The 22,673-nt window shown below is 72.5% G+C and carries 21 protein-coding genes, 1 rRNA gene and 1 pseudogene; 11 read left to right on the plus strand and 12 right to left on the minus strand.

Features of this window, described 5'->3' with window-relative positions; genetic code table 11:
- Positions 1-210 precede the first annotated feature (210 nt).
- Positions 211-327 (plus strand): 5S ribosomal RNA (gene rrf / locus BM339_RS43775).
- A 135-nt stretch (positions 328-462) separates the two neighbouring features.
- Here the strand turns inward: rrf and BM339_RS43780 are convergent.
- Positions 463-2,115, minus strand: a complete 1,653-nt coding sequence (locus BM339_RS43780; RefSeq protein ID WP_021597756.1) for a DNA repair helicase XPB — start codon at positions 2,113-2,115, stop codon at positions 463-465.
- A gap of 335 nt (positions 2,116-2,450) precedes the next feature.
- Here BM339_RS43780 and BM339_RS43785 point away from each other — a divergent pair, with 335 nt between their 5' ends.
- Positions 2,451-3,599, plus strand: a complete 1,149-nt coding sequence (locus BM339_RS43785; RefSeq protein ID WP_177287918.1) for a Tn3 family transposase — start codon at positions 2,451-2,453, stop codon at positions 3,597-3,599.
- A 40-nt stretch (positions 3,600-3,639) separates the two neighbouring features.
- The gene (locus tag BM339_RS43790; RefSeq protein WP_256255831.1) at positions 3,640-3,987 is read left to right on the plus strand and encodes a Tn3 family transposase; all 348 of its coding nucleotides are present in this window, start codon (positions 3,640-3,642) and stop codon (positions 3,985-3,987) included.
- A 155-nt stretch (positions 3,988-4,142) separates the two neighbouring features.
- Here the strand turns inward: BM339_RS43790 and BM339_RS43795 are convergent, their stop codons facing one another.
- From BM339_RS43795 to BM339_RS43810, 4 genes are read right to left on the minus strand one after another with little or no spacing between them, the layout of a single operon-like run.
- A complete protein-coding gene (locus BM339_RS43795) occupies positions 4,143-4,382 on the minus strand; it encodes a hypothetical protein (protein WP_021597761.1) in 240 nt (79 codons plus the stop codon).
- A 26-nt stretch (positions 4,383-4,408) separates the two neighbouring features.
- The gene (locus BM339_RS43800; RefSeq protein ID WP_075024672.1) at positions 4,409-5,167 is read right to left on the minus strand and encodes an ABC transporter permease subunit; all 759 of its coding nucleotides are present in this window, start codon (positions 5,165-5,167) and stop codon (positions 4,409-4,411) included.
- Entirely contained in the window at positions 5,164-6,693 is a 1,530-nt protein-coding gene (locus tag BM339_RS43805) for an ABC transporter permease subunit (protein ID WP_075024673.1), read from the minus strand. The genes BM339_RS43800 and BM339_RS43805 overlap by 4 nt, the downstream gene beginning before the upstream one ends.
- Positions 6,690-7,625 (minus strand): ATP-binding cassette domain-containing protein, encoded by a 936-nt coding sequence (locus tag BM339_RS43810; RefSeq protein WP_075024674.1) that lies wholly within the window; start codon positions 7,623-7,625, stop codon positions 6,690-6,692. The genes BM339_RS43805 and BM339_RS43810 overlap by 4 nt, the downstream gene beginning before the upstream one ends.
- Before the next feature lie 183 nt (positions 7,626-7,808).
- On the opposite strand from BM339_RS43810, the gene BM339_RS43815 reads away from it, so the two are divergent.
- The 3 genes and pseudogenes from BM339_RS43815 to BM339_RS52910 all read left to right on the plus strand — a co-directional run.
- Entirely contained in the window at positions 7,809-8,471 is a 663-nt protein-coding gene (locus BM339_RS43815) for a response regulator transcription factor (RefSeq protein WP_075024723.1), read from the plus strand.
- 155 nt (positions 8,472-8,626) lie between these two features.
- Positions 8,627-9,619, plus strand: a complete 993-nt coding sequence (locus BM339_RS43820; RefSeq protein ID WP_256255819.1) for a sensor histidine kinase — start codon at positions 8,627-8,629, stop codon at positions 9,617-9,619.
- Positions 9,620-9,722: 103 nt separating this feature from the next.
- Positions 9,723-10,019, plus strand: a pseudogene (locus BM339_RS52910) (zinc finger domain-containing protein); the annotation flags it as partial.
- Positions 10,020-10,175: 156 nt separating this feature from the next.
- Here BM339_RS52910 and BM339_RS43830 read toward each other — a convergent pair.
- The 3 genes from BM339_RS43830 to BM339_RS43840 all read right to left on the minus strand — a co-directional run bounded on the left by BM339_RS43830 (position 10,176) and on the right by BM339_RS43840 (position 13,826).
- On the minus strand, positions 10,176-10,625 hold the full coding sequence (locus tag BM339_RS43830) for a hypothetical protein (RefSeq protein ID WP_021597767.1): 450 nt from the start codon (positions 10,623-10,625) through the stop codon (positions 10,176-10,178).
- A gap of 129 nt (positions 10,626-10,754) precedes the next feature.
- Positions 10,755-13,115 (minus strand): helicase-associated domain-containing protein, encoded by a 2,361-nt coding sequence (locus tag BM339_RS43835; RefSeq protein WP_075024677.1) that lies wholly within the window; start codon positions 13,113-13,115, stop codon positions 10,755-10,757.
- A 93-nt stretch (positions 13,116-13,208) separates the two neighbouring features.
- Positions 13,209-13,826, minus strand: a complete 618-nt coding sequence (locus BM339_RS43840; protein WP_075024678.1) for a TetR/AcrR family transcriptional regulator — start codon at positions 13,824-13,826, stop codon at positions 13,209-13,211.
- Between the two features lie 168 nt (positions 13,827-13,994).
- On the opposite strand from BM339_RS43840, the gene BM339_RS43845 reads away from it, so the two are divergent.
- A complete protein-coding gene (locus BM339_RS43845) occupies positions 13,995-14,477 on the plus strand; it encodes a GNAT family N-acetyltransferase (RefSeq protein ID WP_075024679.1) in 483 nt (160 codons plus the stop codon).
- A 36-nt stretch (positions 14,478-14,513) separates the two neighbouring features.
- Here the strand turns inward: BM339_RS43845 and BM339_RS43850 are convergent, their stop codons facing one another.
- Positions 14,514-14,876 (minus strand): hypothetical protein, encoded by a 363-nt coding sequence (locus BM339_RS43850; protein WP_021599603.1) that lies wholly within the window; start codon positions 14,874-14,876, stop codon positions 14,514-14,516.
- Positions 14,877-15,106: 230 nt separating this feature from the next.
- Here BM339_RS43850 and BM339_RS43855 point away from each other — a divergent pair, with 230 nt between their 5' ends.
- Both BM339_RS43855 and BM339_RS52390 read left to right on the plus strand, forming a co-directional pair.
- Positions 15,107-15,748 (plus strand): HAD family hydrolase, encoded by a 642-nt coding sequence (locus tag BM339_RS43855; protein ID WP_075024724.1) that lies wholly within the window; start codon positions 15,107-15,109, stop codon positions 15,746-15,748.
- A gap of 155 nt (positions 15,749-15,903) precedes the next feature.
- The gene (locus BM339_RS52390; protein WP_021599601.1) at positions 15,904-16,299 is read left to right on the plus strand and encodes a cold-shock protein; all 396 of its coding nucleotides are present in this window, start codon (positions 15,904-15,906) and stop codon (positions 16,297-16,299) included.
- Positions 16,300-16,363: 64 nt separating this feature from the next.
- On the opposite strand, the gene BM339_RS43865 is transcribed toward BM339_RS52390, so the two are convergent.
- A complete protein-coding gene (locus tag BM339_RS43865; RefSeq protein ID WP_083598517.1) occupies positions 16,364-17,764 on the minus strand; it encodes an MFS transporter in 1,401 nt (466 codons plus the stop codon).
- Positions 17,765-17,950: 186 nt separating this feature from the next.
- On the opposite strand from BM339_RS43865, the gene BM339_RS43870 reads away from it, so the two are divergent.
- Positions 17,951-18,805 (plus strand): DUF3027 domain-containing protein, encoded by an 855-nt coding sequence (locus tag BM339_RS43870; RefSeq protein ID WP_024935644.1) that lies wholly within the window; start codon positions 17,951-17,953, stop codon positions 18,803-18,805.
- Between the two features lie 4 nt (positions 18,806-18,809).
- Positions 18,810-21,833 (plus strand): sacsin N-terminal ATP-binding-like domain-containing protein, encoded by a 3,024-nt coding sequence (locus BM339_RS43875; RefSeq protein WP_075024681.1) that lies wholly within the window; start codon positions 18,810-18,812, stop codon positions 21,831-21,833.
- Here the strand turns inward: BM339_RS43875 and BM339_RS43880 are convergent.
- Positions 21,830-22,090, minus strand: coding sequence for a DUF2530 domain-containing protein (locus BM339_RS43880; protein WP_075024682.1), 261 nt, complete (start codon positions 22,088-22,090; stop codon positions 21,830-21,832). The two genes, BM339_RS43875 and BM339_RS43880, sit on opposite strands and share 4 nt — an antisense overlap.
- A 4-nt stretch (positions 22,091-22,094) precedes the next feature.
- A complete protein-coding gene (locus BM339_RS43885) occupies positions 22,095-22,658 on the minus strand; it encodes a TetR-like C-terminal domain-containing protein (RefSeq protein WP_021599320.1) in 564 nt (187 codons plus the stop codon).
- Positions 22,659-22,673 lie beyond the last annotated feature (15 nt).

Below are 22,673 nucleotides of genomic sequence, written 5' to 3' on the forward strand. Positions count from 1 at the left end.
AAGCGCGGTGACGTGTGGAGTCGACCGGTACTAATAGGCCGAGTGGCTTGAACACACATGACGTTCAAACCGAATCGCTGTTGTGAGTTGTTCGCGTCCCTGTGTGGTTCCTGGAAAACAACCGGGAACCCGCATTAATCAAGTGAATACCGAGCCTGGCTCGGACGTTGAGACTTGCACACCCCCGCTGGGGGGTGGTGCGTTGAGGCGTTCGGTGGTTTTGGCGAGGGGGAAACACCCGGTCCCATTCCGAACCCGGAAGTTAAGCCTCTCAGCGCCGATGGTACTGCATGGGAGACTGTGTGGGAGAGTAGGACACCGCCGGACCTATATTAGAAAAGGGCTCCGCCATCACGGCGGGGCCCTTTTCTCATTTCTCATGCCCCGCAACCCAAGTCCGGGCAGCCGGCTTGTAGCGCAGCCTGCCCTGCCGAAGTCGTGTGGTCGCAGGAATGCCGGGGATCAGAAGTCGTCGCCGGCGAGGACGGTGTCGGCGTCGACGATGCGGTAGGCGTAGCCCTGTTCGGCGAGGAAGCGCTGGCGGTGGGCGGCGTAGTCCTGGTCCAGGGTGTCGCGGGCGACGACGGCGTAGAAGCGGGCCCCCGCGCCGGACGCCTTGGGACGCAGCAGACGTCCCAGCCGCTGAGCCTCTTCCTGCCGTGACCCGAAGGCCCCCGACACCTGTACGGCGACCGACGCTTCGGGCAGGTCGATGGAGAAGTTCGCCACCTTCGACACGACCAGGACGTCGATCTCGCCGGAGCGGAACGCGTCGAACAGGCGCTCCCGTTCCCGCACCCGCGTCTCGCCCTTGATGACGGGCGCGTCCAGCAGGGCGCCCAGCTCGTCAAGCTGGTCGATGTACTGGCCGATGACCAGCGTCTGCTCGCCGCGGTGCCGGTCGACGAGCGCCTGGATGAGCTTGGTCTTGGTGTCGGTGGTCGCGCAGAACCGGTAGCGCTCTTCGGGTTCGGCGGTCGCGTACGCCAGGCGTTCCGAGTCGGTGAGCGTGACGCGTACCTCGACGCAGTCGGCCGGCGCGATCCAGCCCTGCGCCTCCATGTCCTTCCAGGGCGCGTCGTAGCGCTTCGGGCCGATGAGGGAGAACACGTCGCCTTCCCGGCCATCCTCCCGGATGAGGGTGGCGGTGAGGCCGAGGCGGCGGCGGGCCTGCAGGTCGGCGGTCATCCGGAAGATCGGCGCGGGCAGCAGGTGGACCTCGTCGTACACGACCAGGCCCCAGTCGCGGGCGTCGAAGAGCTCCAGGTGCGTGTAGGCGCCCTTCCGGCGCGTCGTCATGATCTGGTAGGTGGCGATGGTGACCGGCCGGATCTCCTTCTTCGTGCCGGTGTACTCGCCGATCTCATCCTCGGTGAGGGACGTGCGGCGCAGGAGCTCCTGCTTCCACTGGTGCGCCGAGACGGTGTTGGTGACGAGGATCAGCGTGGTGGCCTGGGCGCGGGCCATGGCGGCGGCCCCCACGATGGTCTTGCCGGCGCCGCAGGGCAGGACGACGACGCCGGACCCGCCGTGCCAGAACGTCTCGGCGGCGTCCCGCTGGTAGGAGCGCAGGGCCCAGCCGTCCTCGGCGAGGGAGATGGCGTGCGCCTCGCCGTCCACGTATCCGGCGAGGTCCTCGGCGGGCCAGCCGAGCTTGAGCAGTGCCTGCTTGAGGGCGCCGCGCTCGCTCGGGTGGACGGCGACGGCGTCCGCGCCGACCCGGTCGCCGATCATGCCCTTGATCTTCTTGGCGCGCAGCACCTCCTCCAGGACCGAGCGGTCCGAGGACGACAGGATGAGCCCGTGCGCGGGGTCCTTCTCCAGCCGCAGCCGCCCGTACCGCGCCATCGTGTCGGCGACGTCCACGAGCAGGGCGTGCGGGACGGGGTAGCGGGAGTACCGGATCAGCGTGTCGACGACCTGCTCGGCGTCGTGCCCGGCGGCCCGCGCGTTCCACAGCGCGAGCGGCGTCACCCGGTAGGTGTGGACGTGCTCGGGCGCCCGTTCGAGCTCGGCGAACGGGGCGATCTCCTTGCGGCAGGCGTCGGCCAGGTCGTGGTCGACCTCCAGCAGCAGCGTCTTGTCGGACTGGACGATGAGCGGACCGTCGGTCACAGCAGAAAGCCCCCGTCGGGAAAGTGGTGATCGATGCCTCGTCCGGGTGCCGGGCATCCGCTGCCGCACGCTACCCGAGCCGCGACGGCGCGTCGCGCGTTCCGGGCCGGACCGCAGGGTTCAACGCTCGGCCCGCCGCCTTTATTGCGCGCTCTGGCCTCCCGGCGCGCAGGCGCGTCTCGGTGCGTCCCGGGGTCCCCGTAGCATTTGGCGAAAATCCGACGAAGATGCCCCTGACCTGCGATTATTCAGGTTCCTGAGACCTCTGGCGATCTTCAGGTGCGTCTGTAGGGGTTGGTGGCGTTGGGGAGCCGGTTCTTCACTGATGACTGGCGGTGCATCCGGGAGTGCTGGACTTCTACGGCAAACGGCAGCAGACCGTCAGTGACCACCTGAAGCAGGTGATGAAGTACCTGGGGTGGAGGACCGCGTCGCCCGGGACGGAGGAGCTGAAGGAGCTGGAGCAGTTCCTGCTGGACCGGGCGATGGAGCACGACTCGCCGTCGCTGCTGTTCCATCTGGCGGCCGAGTATCTGATCGGCGCGCGGGTGATCCGCCCGGGCGTGGTCACGCTGATGGAGATGGTCGGCACAGCCCGCAACGCCGCCAGCGCACTCATCTCGGAACGGGTCGACCATCTGCTGGGCGGGCAGATGCGCGGCGACCTCGACCGGCTGCTGGACGACGACCCCGAGACCGGGATGACCCGGCTGGCGTGGCTGGCCCGGCCAGCGATCGAGGCGACCGCGCTGTCGGTGAAGACCGGGATCGAGAAGCTGAAGTACCTACGGCGGATGGACGCCCACGAGCTGGACCTGTCGATGCCGCCGCGAGAGCGGCGCCGCTTCCTGGCCACCGTCGGCCGCCGCTCGACGGTGCAGGCGCTGATGCGGCGGGAGGAACGCCGCTACCCGATCCTGCTGGCGTTGGTGGCCCAATCGGCGGTCGACCAGATGGACGATGGTCATCGCTCTGTTCGACCAGGCGGTGTCGGCGCGCGAGTCGCGGGCCAAGGCCAAGACCGACGAGGAGCTGGTCGAGCGGGCGAAGAAGCGCTGCTGGTCGAACTCGACGGGCGAACCGGGTTCTTGAAGGCCTTCACCCACGGCGGCGGCCGCAAGACCAAACAGTCGGCGGAGCTGAAACGCAACATCCTCGCCGTCTTGATCGCAGGCGGCACCAACCTGGGCCTGGCAAGAATGAGCGAGGCCTGCGGCGTGCCGTACGACGTGCTCGCCTGGACCCAGGAGTGGTACGTGCGGGAGGAGACGCTCCGCGGGGCCAACAACCTGATCGTCAACCACCACTACACCCTCGGCCTGGCCAAGAAGTTCGGCGGCGGCACCCTGTCCTCCAGCGACGGGCAGCGGTTCCCGGTGCGCGGCAAGTCGAACACCGCACGGGAGACGAACATCCACGGCGGCAAGGTCCTGTCCACGATCACGCACGTGTCCGACCAGCGGTCGACGTACGGACGAAGGTGATCGTGCCGACCGCCCGTGAAGCCCACTACACGCTGGACGAATTCCGCAGAACACCCTCGCCGCCGCGCTCAAGGAGTGGGGCATGATCAAACGCACGATCCACGCCGCCCGCTACCTGTCGGACCCGCTGTACCGCAGGGAGATCTCCCGCCAGCTGAACAAGGGCGAGAGCCTGCACGCGCTGCGCCGCGAGCTGCACTACGCCCAGCAGGGCACCATCGTCCGGCCCCACCTGACCGACCAGACCGAGCAGGCCTGGTGCCTCACCCTGCTGACCAACTTCGGCACCATCAACGTCGACTACGAAGCCGAACTTGCCGACGGCTGGCGGCCCCTGCGCGCAACGTTGGTGAACGAGTCCGGCTCCGCCTTCATGCTCAACCTGTGAGTTCAAGACTTCAACGGCGGTCCGTGGCAACGGCACCGCTTCGCCGTGCCAAAGTCCACGGCCAGGTTGGATGGAATTAAGCAGACTGCGGCGGAGGGGATCAATAGCCCGCAGTCCAGAGGCAAGGCGCCAGTATGCGCCGTCGACAGCGACGTTCACCACTGGCGCATGGTGGGCGCGTACTTAAGCCTTCCGCTGGAGGCATGCCACCCCGCCAGATCACCGCCCCGGGCTTGCCGGAGCCGGCGGTCGAAGGCGGGGCTGCCGAACCTTTTCTGACAGAGTTCGTCGCGGATGTCGCGGCCCTGGCCGCGCAGTTCGTCGATCGCCAGGCTGTAGTACTCGGTGGTCCAGCAGATGACGGCGCGACCAGCACCGGCATCCCGCGGAGACATCCCTCAAGGGGCCTGGCAACCAGGTGCTAGGCGTCGCGCGTGCACAGCAGCAGACCGCCGGTCAGCAGCGCCGCGGCGGCCCACCCGGCGGTCACACCGAGCCCGGCCCAGGGGCTGATGGGCAGGCTGCCGAGATCGGTGGTGGCCTGGATGGCGAGCCCGGCGCTCATCGGCGCGATCTTCTCCAGCAGGCGCTGCCAGTTCGGGTCGCTGATGGTCTGGGAGACGATCGGGACGATGTAGAGCAGGCCGAGGACGACGCCGATGCTGGTGGCCGAGTCCCGCACCGCGGTCGCGACACCGAGGCTTAGAAGGCCGATCAGGATCAGGTAGAGGACCGTCCCGACGACCGCGCGCAGCGTCGGCCCGTCGGCCAGGGACAGGGCCCGGTCGCCGAGGTCGGGCAGGATGAGCCGCCCGGCGAGCACCGCCCCGAGGACGGCGACGGTCCCGCCGACGGCCACGACGCCGGTGAGAGTGACGGCCTTGGCCGCGAAGACCGTCGCCCGCCGCGGCACCGCCGTCAGGGTGGTGCGGATCATGCCCGAGCCGTACTCCCCGCTGATGATCAGCACCGCCAGGACGGCGACCAGCGCCTGGCCGAGGTGGACGCCCATGAGGGTCAGCTTGGTCGTGTCGCCGCCGCAGCCGTCGGCCGTGCAGTTCACCACCGACGTCGCCCCGGCGCTCAGGGCCACCGTCGCCGCGACGGTGCCGAGCAGCAGCCACAGCGGGCTGGCGACGGTCCGCATCTTCGACCATTCCGCGTGCAGGGCGAGTCTCACGTGTCCCTCCTGTGGAGCAGGACGGCGGCCGCGGCCAGGCTCACCACCGCGTAGGCGGCCAAGACGGCGAACCCGGCCCACGGCGCCAGCGGGTAGTAGCCGTTGTATGGCGTGTAATGGGCTGCGACCTGGTCGTACTCCACGAGCGTCTGCTGGACGGCGAAGGCCGCCCCCGGTGTCACCCGGGCCAGCCAGTTCGCCACGCTCGCGGGCATGAACGGGATGGCCGTCAGTATGTAGGGCAGCACGATGGCCACGATGACGGTGGTGACCGCGCCGGCGCTGTGCCGGAGGATGGCGCCGACGGAGAGGGCCAGGACCGAGGCGGTCGCGAGCAGCGCCGCGGTCCCGAGCGCCACCCGCAGTTCGGTCGAGGACGACACCGGGAAGATGTAGACGCCGTTGTCCCGGGCGAGCCGCTCACCGAGCGGAGTCGCGAGGATCGCCCCCGCCAGCCCGGCGACGAAGGTGACGACCCCCAGCACGATCGCCTTGGCCACCAGCACCCGGCTCCGCCTCGGACTCGCGGCCAGGGTGAGGTGGATCATCTTGTTCCCGTACTCCGTGGTGATGAACAGCGCCCCCACGACGATCACCGCGATCAGCGCGGCGAACGTGCCGGTGAGAATGTCCCGGAGGGTGCCGCCGGTCGGCAGGGTCTCGCGGATGGCGGGCGCTATGTCGCCGGCACCGGTCACCGTGAACCTGCCGTCGGATCCCGTGAACGAACCCGATGTGTTCTCCGGGTAGCCGGCGAAGCCGGGGGACTCCGCTCCCACCTGGTCACCGGTCCACCTACCCCCGGCCCAGCCCCCCTGGACGCGAAGATCCCCGAAGGTGGCCGTCGACACGCTGCCGCGCGTGCCCATGCCGTCCACGGCAGGCGGGGACGCGACGAACAGCCCGACCTGCACGGTCGATCCGAGCCCGCTCACCCGCGCGGTGCCCACCTTGGTCCAGCTCGTGCCGTCGGTGGAGGCATAGCCGGTGATCGTGTCGCCCGAGCGGTCCAGCCGCAGCCGGCGGGGGGACTCGGCGGAGACCGGGCCGGGAGGGCCGACCGTGTCGTTGACGTAGGCGTCCTGCATCCGCACGCCGTGGCTGCCGGTGACCATGATCGCCGCGTAGGGTGATCCCTGGCGGGTGCTCTCCTTGATGATGAGCCCGGCCTTCGCCCACGGCACGGTGCCGGGCCGCAGGTCCCCGGGTCCCTCGGGGATGCTGCTCTTGAGCTCGGAGACGGAGACGGTGATGCCGCCGTTCCCGGCCAGCGGCTGGTGCACGAAATAGAAGCTGTCGGTGACCGGCGCACCGCCCGGCCCGATCGGAACGGGCGGTGCGCCCTTCTGATCGCTGCTGAACCCGGCGAGCACGGCGAACAGCACCAACAGCAGCGCCGCGGCCACCATGCCGATCAGCCAGCCGCGGACGGTTCGGAACTTGGTCCATTCCGCGTGCAGCACCTGGGGGAAGCCGTCCCGCCCAACCCGTTGGCTGGAGCGGTGAGACGTAACAGTGGGGGTCACCGCGAGACCTCCGTGGGCGTCGCGGCGCGGAACTCGACCGCCTCGCGGGTGAGCTCCAGGTAGACGTCCTCAAGGGTGGCGCGGTGGGCTGATACCTCGGAGAACGGCACCGCGCTCTGGCTGAGCAGCGTCACGATCCGATCCGCAGGCAGGCCCGAAACGGTGATGGTGTCGCGTCCGGTGGCCGTCGCGGTCGCGCCGGCATGCGCGAGCACCCCCATCGCGTGCGTCCCGACCGTGGTCCGCACGGCCACCCGGTTCCTGGAGGCGGCCGCGATCAGGTCGGCCACGCCGGCGTCGGCGATGGCCTTGCCGCGCCCGACCACGACGAGATGATCGGCGGTGTCCTGCACCTCGCTCATCAGGTGGCTGGAGACCAGCACGGCGCGGCCCTGAGCGGCCAGCGACCGCAGGAAGCCGCGCATCCAGACGATGCCGTCGGGGTCCATGCCGTTGAACGGCTCATCGAGCATGATGATCGGCGGGTCGCCCAGCAGGGCCGCGGCGATCCCGAGCCGCTGCCGCATGCCCAGCGAGTAGCCGCCGGCCTTGCGCCGGGCCGCCGAGGCCAGGCCGACCTGCTCGATCACCTGGTCCACCCGCCGCGCGGCCAGGCCCTGCGAATGCGCCAGCCACAGCAGGTGGTTACGCCCGCTGCGGCCGGGGTGCAGCGCCGCCGCGTCCAGCAGGGAACCGACATGGTTCAGCGGCCGCCGAAGACTGTGGTACGGCTTCCCCTCGATGAGCGCGGTGCCCTCCTCGACCGCGTCCAGGCCGAGGATCACCCGCATCGTGGTGGACTTCCCGGCCCCGTTCGGCCCCACGAAGCCGGTCACCACACCCGGACGGACGGTAAAGGACATGCCGTCGAGGGCCAGCGTGGCCCCGTACCGCTTGCGCAGTCCGGTGACGACGATCCCTGGTGCGCTCATCGCAGCGAGCTCACGGTTCGAAATGGATTCATGCCGATGGTTGTACGCGGCACCCGGTTCCAGCCCGGTCGCAGCGGCTGCGACCGGGCTGAGACCGGGGATCTGGCATCGTTGACGAATGGCACCTCGACCCCGTGGACGGATCGGCCGCCCCGCCCGCACGACGGCCGGCGGTGAGTGGTGGTGAGGGTCCTCGTCGTCGAGGACTTCGAGGTCCTCGCCCGCTCCCTCGGAACCGGGCTGCGCCGCGAGGGCATGGCCGCCGACGTCGTCCTGGACGGAACCGCCGCCCTCGACCGCCTGGCCGTCACCCGCTACGACGTGGTGATCCTCGACCGCGACCTGCCCGGCGTCCACGGGGACGAGATCTGCCGGCAACTCGCCCACGGCCGCCGCGAGACCCGCGTGCTGATGCTCACCGCCTCCGGCACGATCGAGGACCGCGTCGACGGGCTCGGCCTCGGCGCCGACGACTACCTGCCCAAGCCGTTCGCGTTCGCCGAACTGGTCGCCCGCGTCCGTGCTCTGGCGCGCCGCGCCACCCCGCCGCTACCGCCCACCCTGGCATGCAGAGACATCACCCTCGATCCGGCCCGCCGCACCGCGTTCCGGGCCGGCCGGCGCCTTGAGCTGAGCCCCAAGGAGTTCGCCCTGCTCGAATGCCTGCTCGCCGCACCCGGCCTGGTCATCTCCGCTGAGGAACTACTCGAACGCGTCTGGGACGAGGCCGCCGACCCCTTCAGCAGCGCCGTCAAGCACACCATGCACCGGTTGCGGGCCAAACTCGGCGACCCGCCCGTGATCGAGACCATCCGCCAAGGCGGCTATCGCATCGGGTCGACATGACCTCCCAGCAGCCCGCCGGAAGGTCCCTGCAAACACGGCTCGCGCTCGCCTACGCGGCGGGCATCTACGCCGCCGGGGTCTTCGTGCTCGTCCTCGTACTCGTCCCACTCGCCAGCGTCGATGCGGCCACGCCCAAGGGCCGACCCTCATCGAGCGTGACCACCGGAGCCGGGCGCGGGATCAGCCTGGCCCAGCTCCTCACCGGATCCGCCGTCGCCCTGGTCATCCTGATTCCCGTCGCCCTGGCTCTCGGCTGGTTCGTCGCCGGCCGGTTCCTGCACCCGCTGCGCACCATCACCGCCACCGCCAAGAACATCTCCACCGGCAACCTCCACCGGCGCCTCGACCTCGGCGAGCCCACAGACGAGCTGACGGAACTCGGCCACACCCTCGACGACCTGTTCGCCCGCCTTCAAGCCTCCTTCGACGCCCAACGCCACTTCGTCGCCAACGCCTCCCACGAGCTGCGCACCCCCCTCGCCGGGCTGCGCACCCTCCTCGAAGTCGCTCTCGCCGACCCCAATGCCGACACCGACACGCTGCGCTCGGCCTGCCAGGAGGCCCTCGCCCTCGGCGAACACCAAGAGCGGCTCGTCCGAGCACTGCTCGCTCTGGCCACCAGCGAGCGCGGCGTCACCCGCTGGGACACCCTCGACCTCGCGCAAGTCGTCAAAGGAGCGCTCGCCTCCCGCCGCGACCAAGCAACGGCGAGAGGCATTGACCTCGCCGAACACCTAACGCCCGCGGTGGCGGCCGGGGACCCGAAATTGATCGAAAGCCTCGTCGCCAACCTCATCGACAACGCCATCCGCCACAACCACGCAGGCGGGCACGTAGAGATCACAACTCAGACCTCCGGCACGCAGGTGGTCCTGACGGTCACCAACAGCGGGCCGGTCATCCCCGGCAACCAGATCCAGCGCCTCTTTCACCCCTTCCAAAGACTGGCGCCTGATCGTAACGGCGGCCGCGACGGCTACGGTCTCGGCCTCGCCATCGTCAACGCCGTCGCCCAAGCCCACCACGCCACCCTCACCGCCAACGTACGCGCTGAAGGCGGCTTGTCCATCGCCGTACAGTTCGCGCACGCATCCCATCCACACCTCCAACATCAAGGGAGAAGGCTTCGCGGCGCGTCCCGAAGGTGAACACTCCGTCGCTCTGGCCGTCATGGCACCCCAAGGAACCCGCAAGACTCGAGGACTCGGCCGTTTCATAGGTCCTCGCCTGTGAAACGAGGCGCACGCCTGCCCCATGTCCACCTGCGCCGCTCCGCCCGGCTCGCCGTGCCGCACCGTTAAGGGCAAGGTGGTCGCCCAGTCTCACACCGCCCGGTTCCGGTTAGTGCCCCCGAGCCGCAGGGCTCGCACGACCCGTCGGGGGTGGTGTTCACCGTGCTGGCGGCGCTGTCGGGGATGGAGCGCGAGTACATCCGCGACCGCACCCTGGAGGGCCACGAGTCGGCCCGCAGACGCGGCAAGACCATCGGCGGCGACCGTCCTACGCATGCTCCGCGACCACGACGAGAAAGCCGCAGCCCTGCCGTAAGCACCCCCAACCTGCATCGCCGCAGGTCACAGACAGCTTCGTTGGATTTTGGCCGATTGCTGGGGAGATCCCGTCCCGGCCCGGCGCGTCCCGGCGTGCTACGGCACGCGCCGACCCGTCCCGGCGCGTCTCACGGCGGCCGGGGCGTGGGGACGGTCAGATACCGCTGGACGAGCCGTAGTCCGGGTCGGACGCGGTGACGCCGATGACGATGTACACGATCAGGACGATGACGCCGAGGGCCACGGACGCGCCGAAGAGGGACCAGCTCCAGATCGTCAGCTTCCGGGCGGACGGCGGGTCGGTCTGGGTGCGGCCGAGGGCGATCGCGGCGGTGATGACGCCGGGGATGGCGACGATGTTGCAGCACACCAGGATCGCGACGGCGTTGCAGACGAGGGCGGCGATGGTGGAGCCGTTGTTCGCGGGCTGGTACGGGACGCCCGGCGGCCCGTAGCCGTATCCGGGCTGGCCGTACCCCGGTTGGCCGTATCCGGATTGGCCGTATCCGTAGCCCTGCCCGTACGTGCCGCCAGGGTCCCAGCCCTGGGATCCGCCGTACGGGTCGTCCCAGCCCGACGGCGGACGCCCGCCGTATCCGCTCATCGGGAGCCTCCTCACACCATTCGCCCGGACACGCTATCGGTCCGAAGGGTCACTGCTTGGACCGTATGCGACGTTCGCCGGTTCCCGTCCCCGGGAGGGGCCGCATGCGGACAGCCGTTTCCGGACGGTTCAGGAGGCGTCGTCGAGTTCCTTGACCCCGGTGATGCGGTGCAGCGCGAAGCGGTGGACGGCGGCGCGGGTGGCGTCGTAGCCGGTCAGGAAGCCGCCCTCGACGCGGACGGGTTCGACGATGCGGCTGGACGCCTGCCCCTGCTGGTCGAGGTAGCCGATCCAGACGCGCCCGCCGCGCTCGACGGCGGCGCGGAGCAGTTCGATGGTGGCCATCGCCGGGGAGCGGGGCGGCTCGCCGGACGGGGCCTGCCGGGCCTGCTCGGCGCCGTGCACGGAGGCCTCGTCGCCGGCCCGCAGCGCCCGCACGGCGGCGGCGATCATCGTGTCGTCGGTGCGGGAGCCGGGGCGGAGCCGGACGATCTCGGCGGTCGGCGGCGGCTCGGCGCGCTGCGCGTCCGGCCGGGTCACGATCACGCCGCCGCCGGGCGCCTCGGCGACCGGGGCGAGCCCCATGGCGCGCAGGCCGTCGAGCAGGTCGCCGCGCTGCAGCCCGGACGCGAGGACGGTCGGGGCGAGGCGGTGCAGGCGCAGCGGGGCGGCGCGGCGGTCGGCGAGGATCTCGTCGAGGGTGGCGGGCGCGTCGGTGCGGACGTAGGACATGAGCGCGCCGACGCGCAGATGGCCGTGCCGGCGGGCGACGTCGTCGATCAGGTAGGTGAGCGGCTGCGGGAGCGGGGTCGCCGAGTGCCGGGAGAGCAGGTCGGTGACGTCGGCGGCGGTGCGGCCGGCGTCCAGGGCGCGGCGGATCGACTCGGGCGTGAACCGGTAGACGGTGGCGCCGCCGGTGGACTCGACGTCGGCGGCGAGCGCGAGCTCCCGGGCGAGGTCGGTGACCAGGGGGCCCGGCGCGATCGCGGTCAGGTCGGCCTGGATGAGGATCTCGTCGACGGGCGCGGGCAGGTACTTCTCCAGGGCGGGCTCGGGGTCGTCGCCGGCGAGCAGGTCGCGGGCGAACGGGGCCGGCTCGCCGAACCCGGTCAGCCCGAGGGCGGCCGCCTCGCGCAGCGTCCAGCCGAGGAGCCGGTCGCGGATCGGCCCGCCGCGGCGGGGGCGCAGCCAGGTGAGCCGCTCGCGGAGCGCGTCCTCGCCGACGACGACGCCGCGCCCGGCGCCGACGAGGATGTCGAGGACCGCCTGCCGGGTGGCGGGCGCGCTGCTGCGCACCATCGCCTCGCTCAGCGCGTTGATGAGCCGGTCGCGGTCGTCGCGCTCGCCGGCGAGCCCGGCGGCGCGGTCGGACTTCAGCCAGCCGCGCGCGAGCTCCGTCCAGCGCCCGGCGGTGTCGCGCATCAGCCACAGGTCGTAGGCGGGGGTGGGCAGCCATTCGCCGTCGAGGTCGCCGCTGCGGGTGAGCAGCCCCGCCGCGTAGGCGACCTCGACGAGCAGCGCCGCCTTCCACTCGGGGACGTCCAGGAGCGTCGCGGCGGCGCGCAGGTCGCGGACGGCGAGTCCGCCGCTGCGCAGGACGGGCGGCGGTTCCAGCCCCCAGCGCTCCAGCAGCTCCTCGGTGAGCCGGACGGCGTTGTAGGCCTCGCCCGCGGCGGCGCGCACCACGACGTCCTCGCCCCGCGCCGCCGCGGCCGGGGGCAGCGGCGGCGGCTCCGCCGGGACGTCCCGGAAGAGGCGCCCGCCGCGCAGGTGCAGGGCGATCTCGCGGGGCAGGGTGACCGTGCGGTCGTCCTCGGCGGCGAGGAGGCCGCGCGCCAGGAGCCGCTCGATCGGCGTGGCGGCGGTGTCGATCCGGACGGGGCGGCGGGCGTCGGCGACGCGCCCGACCGGCGGGCCCCAGGCGAGCTGTTCGAGGGCGGCCCGCGCGTCGGGCCCGGCGTCGTCGATCAGCGGGCCGGGGTCGTCGAGCAGGTCGGCGAGCCGGCGCAGGAGCCGCGCGGAGTCGGTGAACCCGCGCGGCGGCTCCCCGTCCAGGTCGGTGACGAGGTCGGTCAGCCGCTCGACGGGGTAGGTCGCGAAGACCTCCTGGACGGGCGGGCCGAGCCCGGCCGGGTGCGGCAGGCCCTGCCGGACGCCGGGCGCGGTGTTCGGCGCGTCGTTCCCCCAGGCGAGCCCGTAGCGGCGGAGCGTACCGAGCGCGTCGGCGGCCTGCTCGGGCGTGCAGCCGAGGGCGGTGGCGAGCGCGTCCGGCCCGGCCGGCGAGGGCAGGACGAGGAGGGCCTCCAGGACGGCGAGCGTGAACCGGTCCAGCCGGTCGAGCGCGCGGGACACGGCGGCGGGCGTGGCGGCGCGGGCGGCGAGCGCGGTCAGGTCGGCCGGGACGGGGGCGAGCAGCTCGGGACGCGCGGACAGGAGCGCGCGAAGCTCGTCATCGCCTCGCGCGCGCAACCAATCCGCGTACGTTTCCATCTGTTTCCCAACCATATGTCGCGTGCATACCGCGGGTGCGCGGGGCTCCAAGGGTAGAAGCCCGCACGCGGTGGGGAACACGGACCACGCAGGTCAGGTGGCAGGCGTGCGCTCCAGGTGCACCAGCCCGAGGCCGAGCCGCGCCCAGCTCTCCACGAACCGCTTCTCGTCGATGCGCGTCGGCGGCTCGTACATCGACTCGTTGGCGAGCCAGTAGTTCACCACCGCGCCCCCGAGGATCGACGCGATCGCCGGCCAGTCCTCGTCCACGCCCTCGTACTCCGGCTGCGCCGCCAGCCAGGTCGCGATCCCGTCGTACAGCGGGTTGACGATGCCCTCGCGCATCTCGGCCACCAGTTTCGGGAACTGGTCGAGGTCGCGGAACAGCACCCGGATGAGGTCCTGTTCCTCGCGCATCTTGGCGAGCCCCGCCTGGCAGGTCATCCGCAGCCGGATCTCCAGCGGCCGGCCCGCGTAGGCGGTCGACTGGTCGAGGACGTCGCTGATCTGCCGCCGGGTGCGCTCGATGTGCTCGCGGATGGCGGAGGCGAGGACCTCCTCCTTGGAGCGGAAGTGCCGGTACAGGCCGCCCGCGCCCGGCGACAGGCCCGCCGCCGCCTCGATCTCGGCGACCGAGGTCGCCGCGTAGCCCCGGTCCGCGAACAGCCGGAGCGACTCGGCCACGATCCGATCGCGCGTAGATGTCGTCATGGTGATGAATTCCTCCGCAAGAACACTAAGGCATCCTGATGCGGCCGGTCGCCGGGTCGCGCGCGGCACGCCCGAATCGGTGATGCCGCTCACGTCGCGCCCGGGGCGGCTAGAGTGCGATCGTCAGCGCCCCGCTCGCCGGAAGGGGCGTCGTCGGAAAGGTCGGCGATGTTCAAGTCTCCGCGGAAGGCGGCCGACGGGGCCTTCCTGCCCGAGGACTTCGTGGTGCCCACTCTGGTGGCCGGGCCCGACTTCCAGATCCGCCCGATCACCGTGCACGACGCCGTCAAGGACTACGGCGCCGTGATCGGCAGCCTGGACCGGCTGGCCGGCCGCTTCGGCCCCGAGTGGGGCTGGCCCGACCGGGAGTTCACCTTCGAGCAGGCTCTGATCGACGTCGCCTGGCTGCAGAAGGAGGGCCAGCTGCGCCGCTCCTTCAGCTACGTCGTGATCACCCCGGACGGGGAGCGGCAGCTCGGCCGCATCCACGTCGCCCCGTCCGACGCCCGCGACGCGGACGCCGTCGTGGTGTTCTGGGTCCGCGCGGACGAGGAGAACTCCATCCTGGAGAAGGAACTGGAGGAGTTCGTCCGTACATGGGTGACCACCGCCTGGCCCTTCGAGAAGGTCCGCTTCCCCGGCCGCGAGTGAGGCCGGTAAGGGCGGGCAGAGCCCGGACGGGTGCGGTCAGAGCCTCCGGGCGAGGTTCACCAGGATGCGGCCGACCACCAGGTAGACGAGGGCGGCCAGGCCGTAGTTGACGGCGACCTCCGTCTTGCGGTTCTCCGGCTGGAAGACGTCCTTGAACTGCCAGCAGAGGTCGGTGGCGCGGTCCCCGAACCAGCGGACGAGGTCGTTCGCCGTGTTGGCCTCGAACGCCACGAACACGATGTGCACGGCCAGGATCGCGACCACGACCGTCGTGACGACGGAGATCGCGGCGGCGAGCAGGCCGGCGGCGCGGCGGCGGGCCGCGGCGGCACCGGCCGTGAACCGCCGGGTGCGCGGGGCGCGGTGGTCACCGCCCGTCTCGGTCTGGGTCTCTGCCATGATCGGCCTCCTTCGCCGGTTCCTCCGTGGCGGGCGGACGGGCGAGTGATCGTCCTTGGGGCTGGGGTGGGGTGTTCGGGTGCTGTGTTTTCCCTGGTCAACTGGTTTGTGGTCGGAGGCCCGGGTATATCCGCATCACGGTCCCGCGCTCTCCTACTCGGATCCCGTCGCATCGCCACTACCAGGAGAGCGCGGGTCCTCGCGTGTGTCCAGCCCCGTACGCTGTGGACGTGCTCGACCTTGATCTCCCGACATCTCCGGAATCCGGGTTCACCATCGGATTCGACCTGGATCTGACCCTCGCCGACACCCGCGCCGGAATCAGCGCCGTCTACGCGTCCCTCGCCGCCGAGACGGGCGTCGCCATCGACACCGACCTCGTGGTGCGCCGCATCGGGCCGCCGCTGGAGGAGGAGCTGGCGTACTGGTTCCCGCCGGACGAGGTGCCCGCGATGGCGGCCCGCTACCGGGAGATCTACGCCGGCATCGCGATCCCGGCGACACTCCTGATGCCGGGTGCCGTCGCCGCCCTGGACGCCGTGCGGGCCATGGGCGGGCGCGTGGTCGTGGTGTCGGGCAAGAACCAGGCCGACACCGAGCGGACCGTCCGCCACCTCGATCTGGGGGCGGACGCCGTGGTCGGCGGCCTGTTCGGCGCGGACAAGGGCACCGTCCTGCGCGAGCACGGAGCCGGCGCCTACATCGGCGACCACACCGGCGACGTGGACGCCGCGCGGGCCGCGTCCGCGGTGGCGGTGGCCGTGGCGACCGGCGCGTTCGACTCGGCGGCCCTCACGGCCTACGGCGCGGACGTCGTCCTGCCGGACCTGCTGGCCTTCCCCGAATGGCTCGGCGGGTTCCGCGCCGGCTGATCCGCGGCGATATTGGGGTGATTTCGTCTGCCGCCCCGGATAGCTTCTAAGGCGTTGCCCCTAGGGCGTCGCGGGGGCACCCGGCGTGTTCACCGGCCCGCGGCGAGGCACTAATCTTGGGGGCGATTCAGGACGATTACCGAACGAGGTCTCCGGTGCCGACTGGCAAGGTCAAGTGGTACGACTCCGACAAGGGGTTCGGCTTCCTCACCCGCGACGACGGCGGTGAGGTCTTCGTGCACTCATCGGCTCTGCCGGGCGGGGTCACGACGCTCAGGCCGGGCCAGCGCATCGAGTTCGGCGTGGTCGAGGGGCGCCGCGGCCAGCAGGCGCTGCAGGTCCGCGTGCTGGAGACGCTGCCGTCGGTCGAGAAGACCATCGCCAAGCAGCGGCGCAAGAAGCCGGACGAGATGGTCGTCATCACCGAGGACCTGATCAAGCTGCTGGACGGGATCTCCAACACCTACCGGCGCGGCAAGCACCCGGCCCCGGCGGAGGCGAAGAAGATCGCCACCGTGCTGCGGGCCGTCGCGGACGACCTGGCCCCCTGAGCGCGGGCCGAGCGCGGGCCGAGCGCGGGCCGTGCCGCTGAGCACGGCCGGGCCATGACCATGATCAGGTGTGCATCTCCGGATGCGCGTCCTTGATCGTGGTCTTGCGGCCGGGCCGCCGCGGCGCCCGCCGTGGCGTGCCGGCCTGCCGCGACACCAGCAGCCCGAACGCGACCGCCAGCGCCGCGGCGACGATCGCGAGCGCGACCCGGCCGTCCGCGACGATCGACATGCCGAGGCCGAGCAGCCCGCCGAGCACCCAGCTGAGCTGGTGCAGCGTCTCGGAGACCGCGAAGGTGGACGAGCGCATCTCCTCGCCGATCTCGCGCTGCACCACCGCGTCCATGGACAGCTTGCCGAGCACCTGGCCGAGACCGGCCGCCGTCGCCACCGCGAGCGCCGCCCACAGCCCGAAGAACGCGGCGCCGGCGGCGGTGACGGCGGTGACCGACGCGAGCGTCGCCGACACGATGAACCGCGGCGCCCGCGCCTTCATCCAGGCGCCGAGCGAGGTGCCGATCAGCCCGCCGGCGCCCGCGCACGCGGCGAGCAGGCCGAGCGCGACATGGTGCGACACCGGGTCGAACCGCTCCTGCCGCAGCAGGAACGCCAGATAGATGATCAGGAAGCCGGAGAACGCGCGGAGCACCGCGTTGGCCTCCATCGCCTCCGCCACGACCGGCCCGACGCGCGGCAGCGCCAGGAAGCGGCGGCGGGGCCCGTCGCCGTCCTGCTCCGCCGGCTCGACCTCCGGGACGTCCACATGCTGCGGGAGGCGCATCGTGAACACGACGCCGAGCAGGAACACGGCCGTCCCGATGCGCAGCACCCAGCCCGGCCCGATCAGCACGGCGAGGCCGGCGCCGATCGGCGCGGTGACCGACGCGGCGATCAGGCCCGCGAACGAGCACCGGGCGTTCGCCGTCACCAGCGTGATCTCGTCCGGCAGGACGCGCGGGGTGACCGCCGCCCGCAGCACCCCGAACGCCTTCGACAGCACCAGCACGCCGAACGCGGCGGGCAGGAACGTGACCTGGTCGCCGTGCGGGAGCGCGCTCGCCATCGCCCAGCACAGCAGCGCCCGCATCACGAACGTGCTCGCGATCGCGTACCGGCGGACGTGCCGCGCCCGGTCCAGCGCCGGGCCGATCAGTGGGGCGACCAGCGCGAACGGCGCCATCGTCACCACGAGGTAGAGGGCCACCTGGCCGCGCGCCTGGTTGACGTCCAGGCCGAAGAACAGGGTCCCCGCGAGCGCGACCGTCAGCAGCGCGTCGCCGGCGGAGTTGAACGCCGACGCCTCGATCAGGCTGCCGAGCCCGCTGCGGCCCGCGCCCTGCGCGTGGGTGACGCGGCGGGTGAGCCGTCCCGTCCCGAGAAGGGCCGAGAGGGCGCCGCGCCAGGCGCGCGCCGCACCCCCTGCGACGGCGCGTACGGACCGTCCCGCCCGTGTGCGGTTCCCCATGCGCCCTGATCTCTCCCCTGCGGTCGCCCCTGCTGTTCCTCGTGGCACGGCCATCGGAGTCGCTCAATTGAGAGTACGTTCCCCGCGAGGATGCGGGCTCACCCCGCGAACCCGCCTCCACCCCTCTCCCCGTTCAGCGGGAGGGGGTGGGCTCGGTCACCTGCTCGCATGGGCGAGAATCGACATGTGAGCCCACAGCGTCAAACCAGCCCCGCGCGTCCCGCCGCCGCGCGCGCCACGTCCGGGGCCGCCCGCCGGACCCGCACGCCCGCCGTCGACACGGCCTGTGCCGAGGCCGTCGACCTCGCCCGCGAGGCCGCCGAGGACACCGCCGGCCCCCGTGACGTCGGCGAGCACCTCGGCGTCCGCGCCGAGGCCGACCGCGTGGTCACGCACTACTTCGCCTGCCTCGACCCCGCCTACCGCGGCTGGCGCTGGGCCGTCACGGTGACCCGGGCGTCCCGCGCCAGGAACGTCACGGTCAGCGAGTGCGTGCTGCTCCCCGGCGACGACGCCCTCCTCGCCCCGCCGTGGGTGCCGTGGCTGGAGCGGCTGCGCCCCGGCGACCTCGGCCCCGGCGACCTGCTGCCGACCGCGCCCGACGACGCCCGGCTCGCCCCCGGCTTCACGCAGGTGGACGACTCCACCGACCGCGAGGCCCAGTGGGAGCTCGGCCTCGGCCGCGTCCGGGTGCTGTCCCGGGAGGGGCGCGACGAGGCCGCGACCCGCTGGTACGACGGCGTCGCCGGCCCCCGCGCGCCCATCGCCGCGTCCGCGCCCGCCCAGTGCTCCACCTGCGGCTTCTTCGTCGCGCTGGCGGGCGAGCTGCGGCAGGTCTTCGGGGTCTGCGCCAACGAGTACGCGCCCGACGACGGCCGCGTCGTGTCCGCCGACCACGGCTGCGGCGCCCACTCCGAGGCCGTCAGCCTGCCGGCCGCGTCCGAGCACAACCCGCCCGTGATCGACGAGCTGGGCTACGAGATCGTCCCGGCCGGCGAGGACACCGCGTCCCTCGACGACGAGGCGCTCGGCCACAGCTGATCCGATGCCGGACACCAGCCGACCGGACGACGCTTTCGGCGCGCGGACCCTGCGCGAGCGGGTCGTGCGCGCCTGGGGCGAGTCCCCGGCGCGGTTCCGCGAGGACGCCAACGCCGAAGAGGACCACGCCCTCGGCGGTTACCGGGACCGCCTCGTCATCGAGCTGGCCCAGAACGCCGCCGACGCGGCCCTGCGCGCCGGCGTCCCCGGCCATCTGCGGCTGACCCTTCGCACGACCTCGCAGGGCACCGTCCTGACCGCAGCGAACGCCGGCGCCCCGCTGGACGCCGCCGGCGTGGAGGCCCTCTCCACGCTGCGAGCGTCGGCCAAGCGGGACGAGACGGGCACGGCGGGCCGCTTCGGCGTCGGCTTCGCCGCGGTCGTCGCCGTCACCGACGCCCCCGCCATCGCGTCGACGATGCCGTCCGGCCCCGGTCGCGCAGGGGTCGAGTGGTCGCTGCCGCGGGCTCGCGAGCTCGTTGAGGCCGTCCCCGGGCTCGCCGACGAGCTGGAGCGACGGGGCGGGCATGTGCCGTTGCTGCGCCTGCCGTTCGCCATGGAGCAGCCGCCGGAGGTGCCCGCCGGGTTCGACACGGTGGTCCGGCTGCCGTTGCGGGACGAGGCGGTGGCGTCCGTCCGGCGGCAGCTCGACCAGGTCGGCGCGGCGCTCATGCTGGCCCTGCCGGCGCTGGAGCGCGTGGACGTCGACGTCGACGGAGACGCGTGGACGTTGACCGCCGAACGTCCTGGACCGGGCGAGGTCGTCATCGACGGGGGCGTCTGGCGGACCCTCGAAGCGCACGGGGAGATTCCTGCGGCGCTTCTGGCGGACCGTCCCGTGGAGGAGCGGGGACGTCCGTTCTGGCAGGTGCGGTGGGCGCTCCCAGAGGACGGGCTCCCAGAAGGGACGCCCAGCGTCCTGCATGCGCCCACGCCCAGTGACGAGCGGCTTGATTTCAACGCGCTGCTCATCGCGTCGTTTCCGCTCGCGCCCGACCGCAGGCATGTCGCCCCTGGGGCATTGACCGAGTTCCTCACGGATCAGGCCGCGGACGCCTATGTGCGGCTGCTGAGCGACCTGCCCGTCTCGCCCGCCGTGCTCGGGCATGTGCCAGGGCCGGTCGGCGCCGGGGAGCTCGACGCGCGGATCCGGCGCGGGATCCGCGAACGGCTGCCCGAGGCGCCCCTGCTGCCGCATCGCACGCGCGGGCGGGACGCGCTGGCCGTGGACGCGCCCGCCGCGTTCGTCGAGGTGCTCGGCGGCGAGAATGCCGTGGTCGGCGGGCTGCTGCCGCCGGAGTGGCCCGCGCGGAGCCCGGCGCTGGCCGCGCTCGGGGTCCGGCGGGTGGAGCTGGCCGACGTGATCGATGAGCTGGCCGCTGTGGACCGGGAGCCCGCGTGGTGGCACCGGGCGTACGAGGCGCTCGCCAGGGCCGCCACGGACGCTCTGGGGGCTCTCCCGGTGCCGCTGGCCGGCTCCGGGGCCGATGGCATGCCGTCCGGCGGCGCGGCGGGACGCGTGGTGCGGGGGCCGCGGGGGCTGCTGATCGCGGACGGCGTCGACCCGGCCGGGCTGGACGCGCTCGGGCTGCGGTTCGTCCACCCCGAGGCCGTGCATCCGCTGCTGGTGCGGCTCGGCGCCGTCGAGGCGGGGCCGCGGGCCGTGCTCGCCGACGCGGCCGTCCGGGCGGCCGTCGAGGAGTCGTTCGAGGCCGACGACCCGGACGCGGTCGCCGAGGCCGTGCTGGGGCTGGTCGCCGCCGCGCACGTCGATCCGGGCGAGGAGCCGTGGCTGGCCGAGCTGGCCCTCCCCGGCGACGACGGCGACCTGTACCCGGCGGGCGAGCTGCTGCTGCCGGAGAGCCCGCTGCGGGCGATCATGGCCGAGGACGCCCCGTTCGGCGTGGTCTCCGGCGAGCTGGTCGACCGGTGGGGCGCCGGGACGCTCGCGGCGGCCGGGGTCCTGGACGGGTTCGCCCTCGCCAAGGCCGAGGACGTGAACCTCACGGGCCTCGCGGACGAGGCCGAGACCCTGGACCTCGATGGCGAGGACCTCTGGGCGGACGACGTGCTCAGGCGGATCGGCCCCCAGGACCTTCCGCCGCTCGTCCCCGAGTTCACGGCCGTCCGCGACCTGGAACTCGTCGACGACTGGGCGGCGGCGCTCCGGGTCCTTGCCGGACCGCCGTGGCGAGCCGCGATCGTGGACCCCGCCCACGTCACCCTGCACAACGGCCGGCGGGTGGCCGCCCCGTCCTACACGGCGTGGTGGCTGAGCCGTCACCCCGTCCTGCACGGTCGCAGGCCGGGCGAGTTCCGCCTGGGCGGGGACGAGTCGCTGGCCGGCCTCTACGACCTCGCGCCGGAAGGCCTGGACGAACGGCTCCTGCTCGCCCTGGGAGTCCGCACGTCGCTCACGGAGCTGCTCGACGAGCCGGGAGGCGCCCAAGAACTGCTCGACCGGCTCGCGGACCCTGGGCGGTCCGTGGCCCGCGCCCAGCTGGGCCGGCTCTGGACGGCCCTGGCCGACGCACCGGAAGCGGCCGTCGAGCCACCCGACCGTGTCCGAGCGGTCGTGGACGGCGCCGTGGAGGTCGTCGACGCGCAGGACGCCCTCGTCCTGGACAGCCCCGACCTCCTGCCGCTCCTCCAGGGCCAGCCGCTCGTCATCGCCGCCCGAGGCCGCGATGGGCGCCTCGCCGAACTCCTGGACCTGCCACGGGCGGGTGACGAGATCCCGGGTGCGGTCGAGTCGGGGGGCGAGAAGCGTCCCGTCCCTGACGCGGTCAGGGCCGTCCTACCGGAGGCTCCCGCCGACTACCTCGCGCACGAGCGGCTGGTCGTTGACGGCCAGAACGTCCCCTGGTGGACGAGGGACGGCCAGATGCACGCGAGCAGCGCCGAAGGGCTGGCGCGGGCTCTCGCCTGGTCCAGCGGCCATTGGGGCGACCGCCTCCTGCTGGAGGCCGTCCTGCGCGAGCCGGAATCCCTGCCCGCCCTCCTGGCCGAGGACGACCTGGAGCCCTAGACCGCCGTGTCGCGCTTGGCGGCGCGGGCGGCCTCCTGGCGGGCACGTCCGGCCTGGAGCCGGGGGATGTACCACACGCCGAACAGGCCGATCCCGATGCCGACCCCGCACACCCACAGCCACCACCGGTCTTCCGACGGCAGGCCGACGATGAGCAGCACGACGAGCGCGACCGCCCAGGCGACCGCGCCCGCGGCCGAGATACGGACGTCGTTGGTCTGCATCGGCGGAGGGTCCGGGCGGCGCGGAGGGCTCATGCGATCAGGCTACGTGGCGCGCGCCGTCCAGGCCTCCGGTGATCATGGTGATGAGCAGCTCATAGCTGGCCTCCAGGTCCTCGGGCAGGCCGAAGCCGCCCGCGGCCTCCAGGACGGCGAACCCGTGCACGGCCGAACGCAGGCAGCGCGCCGCGTGGACGAGCGCGGGCCCCTCCAGGGCGTAGCCGCGCAGCGCCCCGAACAGGACGTTGAGCAGCCGCTCCGCCGCCGCGTCGTTCTCCGGCGCGGCCGTCTGCTCCATCGCGCCGTAGCGGCCGGGGTGCTCCACCACGTACGACCGGTACGCGCGCATGAGCGCCCGCAGGGCGTCGTCGCCGGACCGTCCCAGGGCCGCCTCGCCGAGCCGGTCGGTGAGCTCGTTCATGACGCGCACGGTCACCAGGTGTCGCAACTCGGCGAGATTACGGACATGCTTGTACAGGGAGGGGGTCGCCACCCCGGCCCTCCCCGCCACCGCCGCCAGCGTGAGGGCACCGGGACCGCCGGCGTCCACGACGGCGACGGCGGCGTCCACGACCGCCTCCGGGGACAGACCCGCACGGGGCATGGACCACCCACCGTC

It is taken from the genome of Actinomadura madurae (assembly GCF_900115095.1).
GTDB classification, from domain to species: domain Bacteria; phylum Actinomycetota; class Actinomycetes; order Streptosporangiales; family Streptosporangiaceae; genus Spirillospora; species Spirillospora madurae.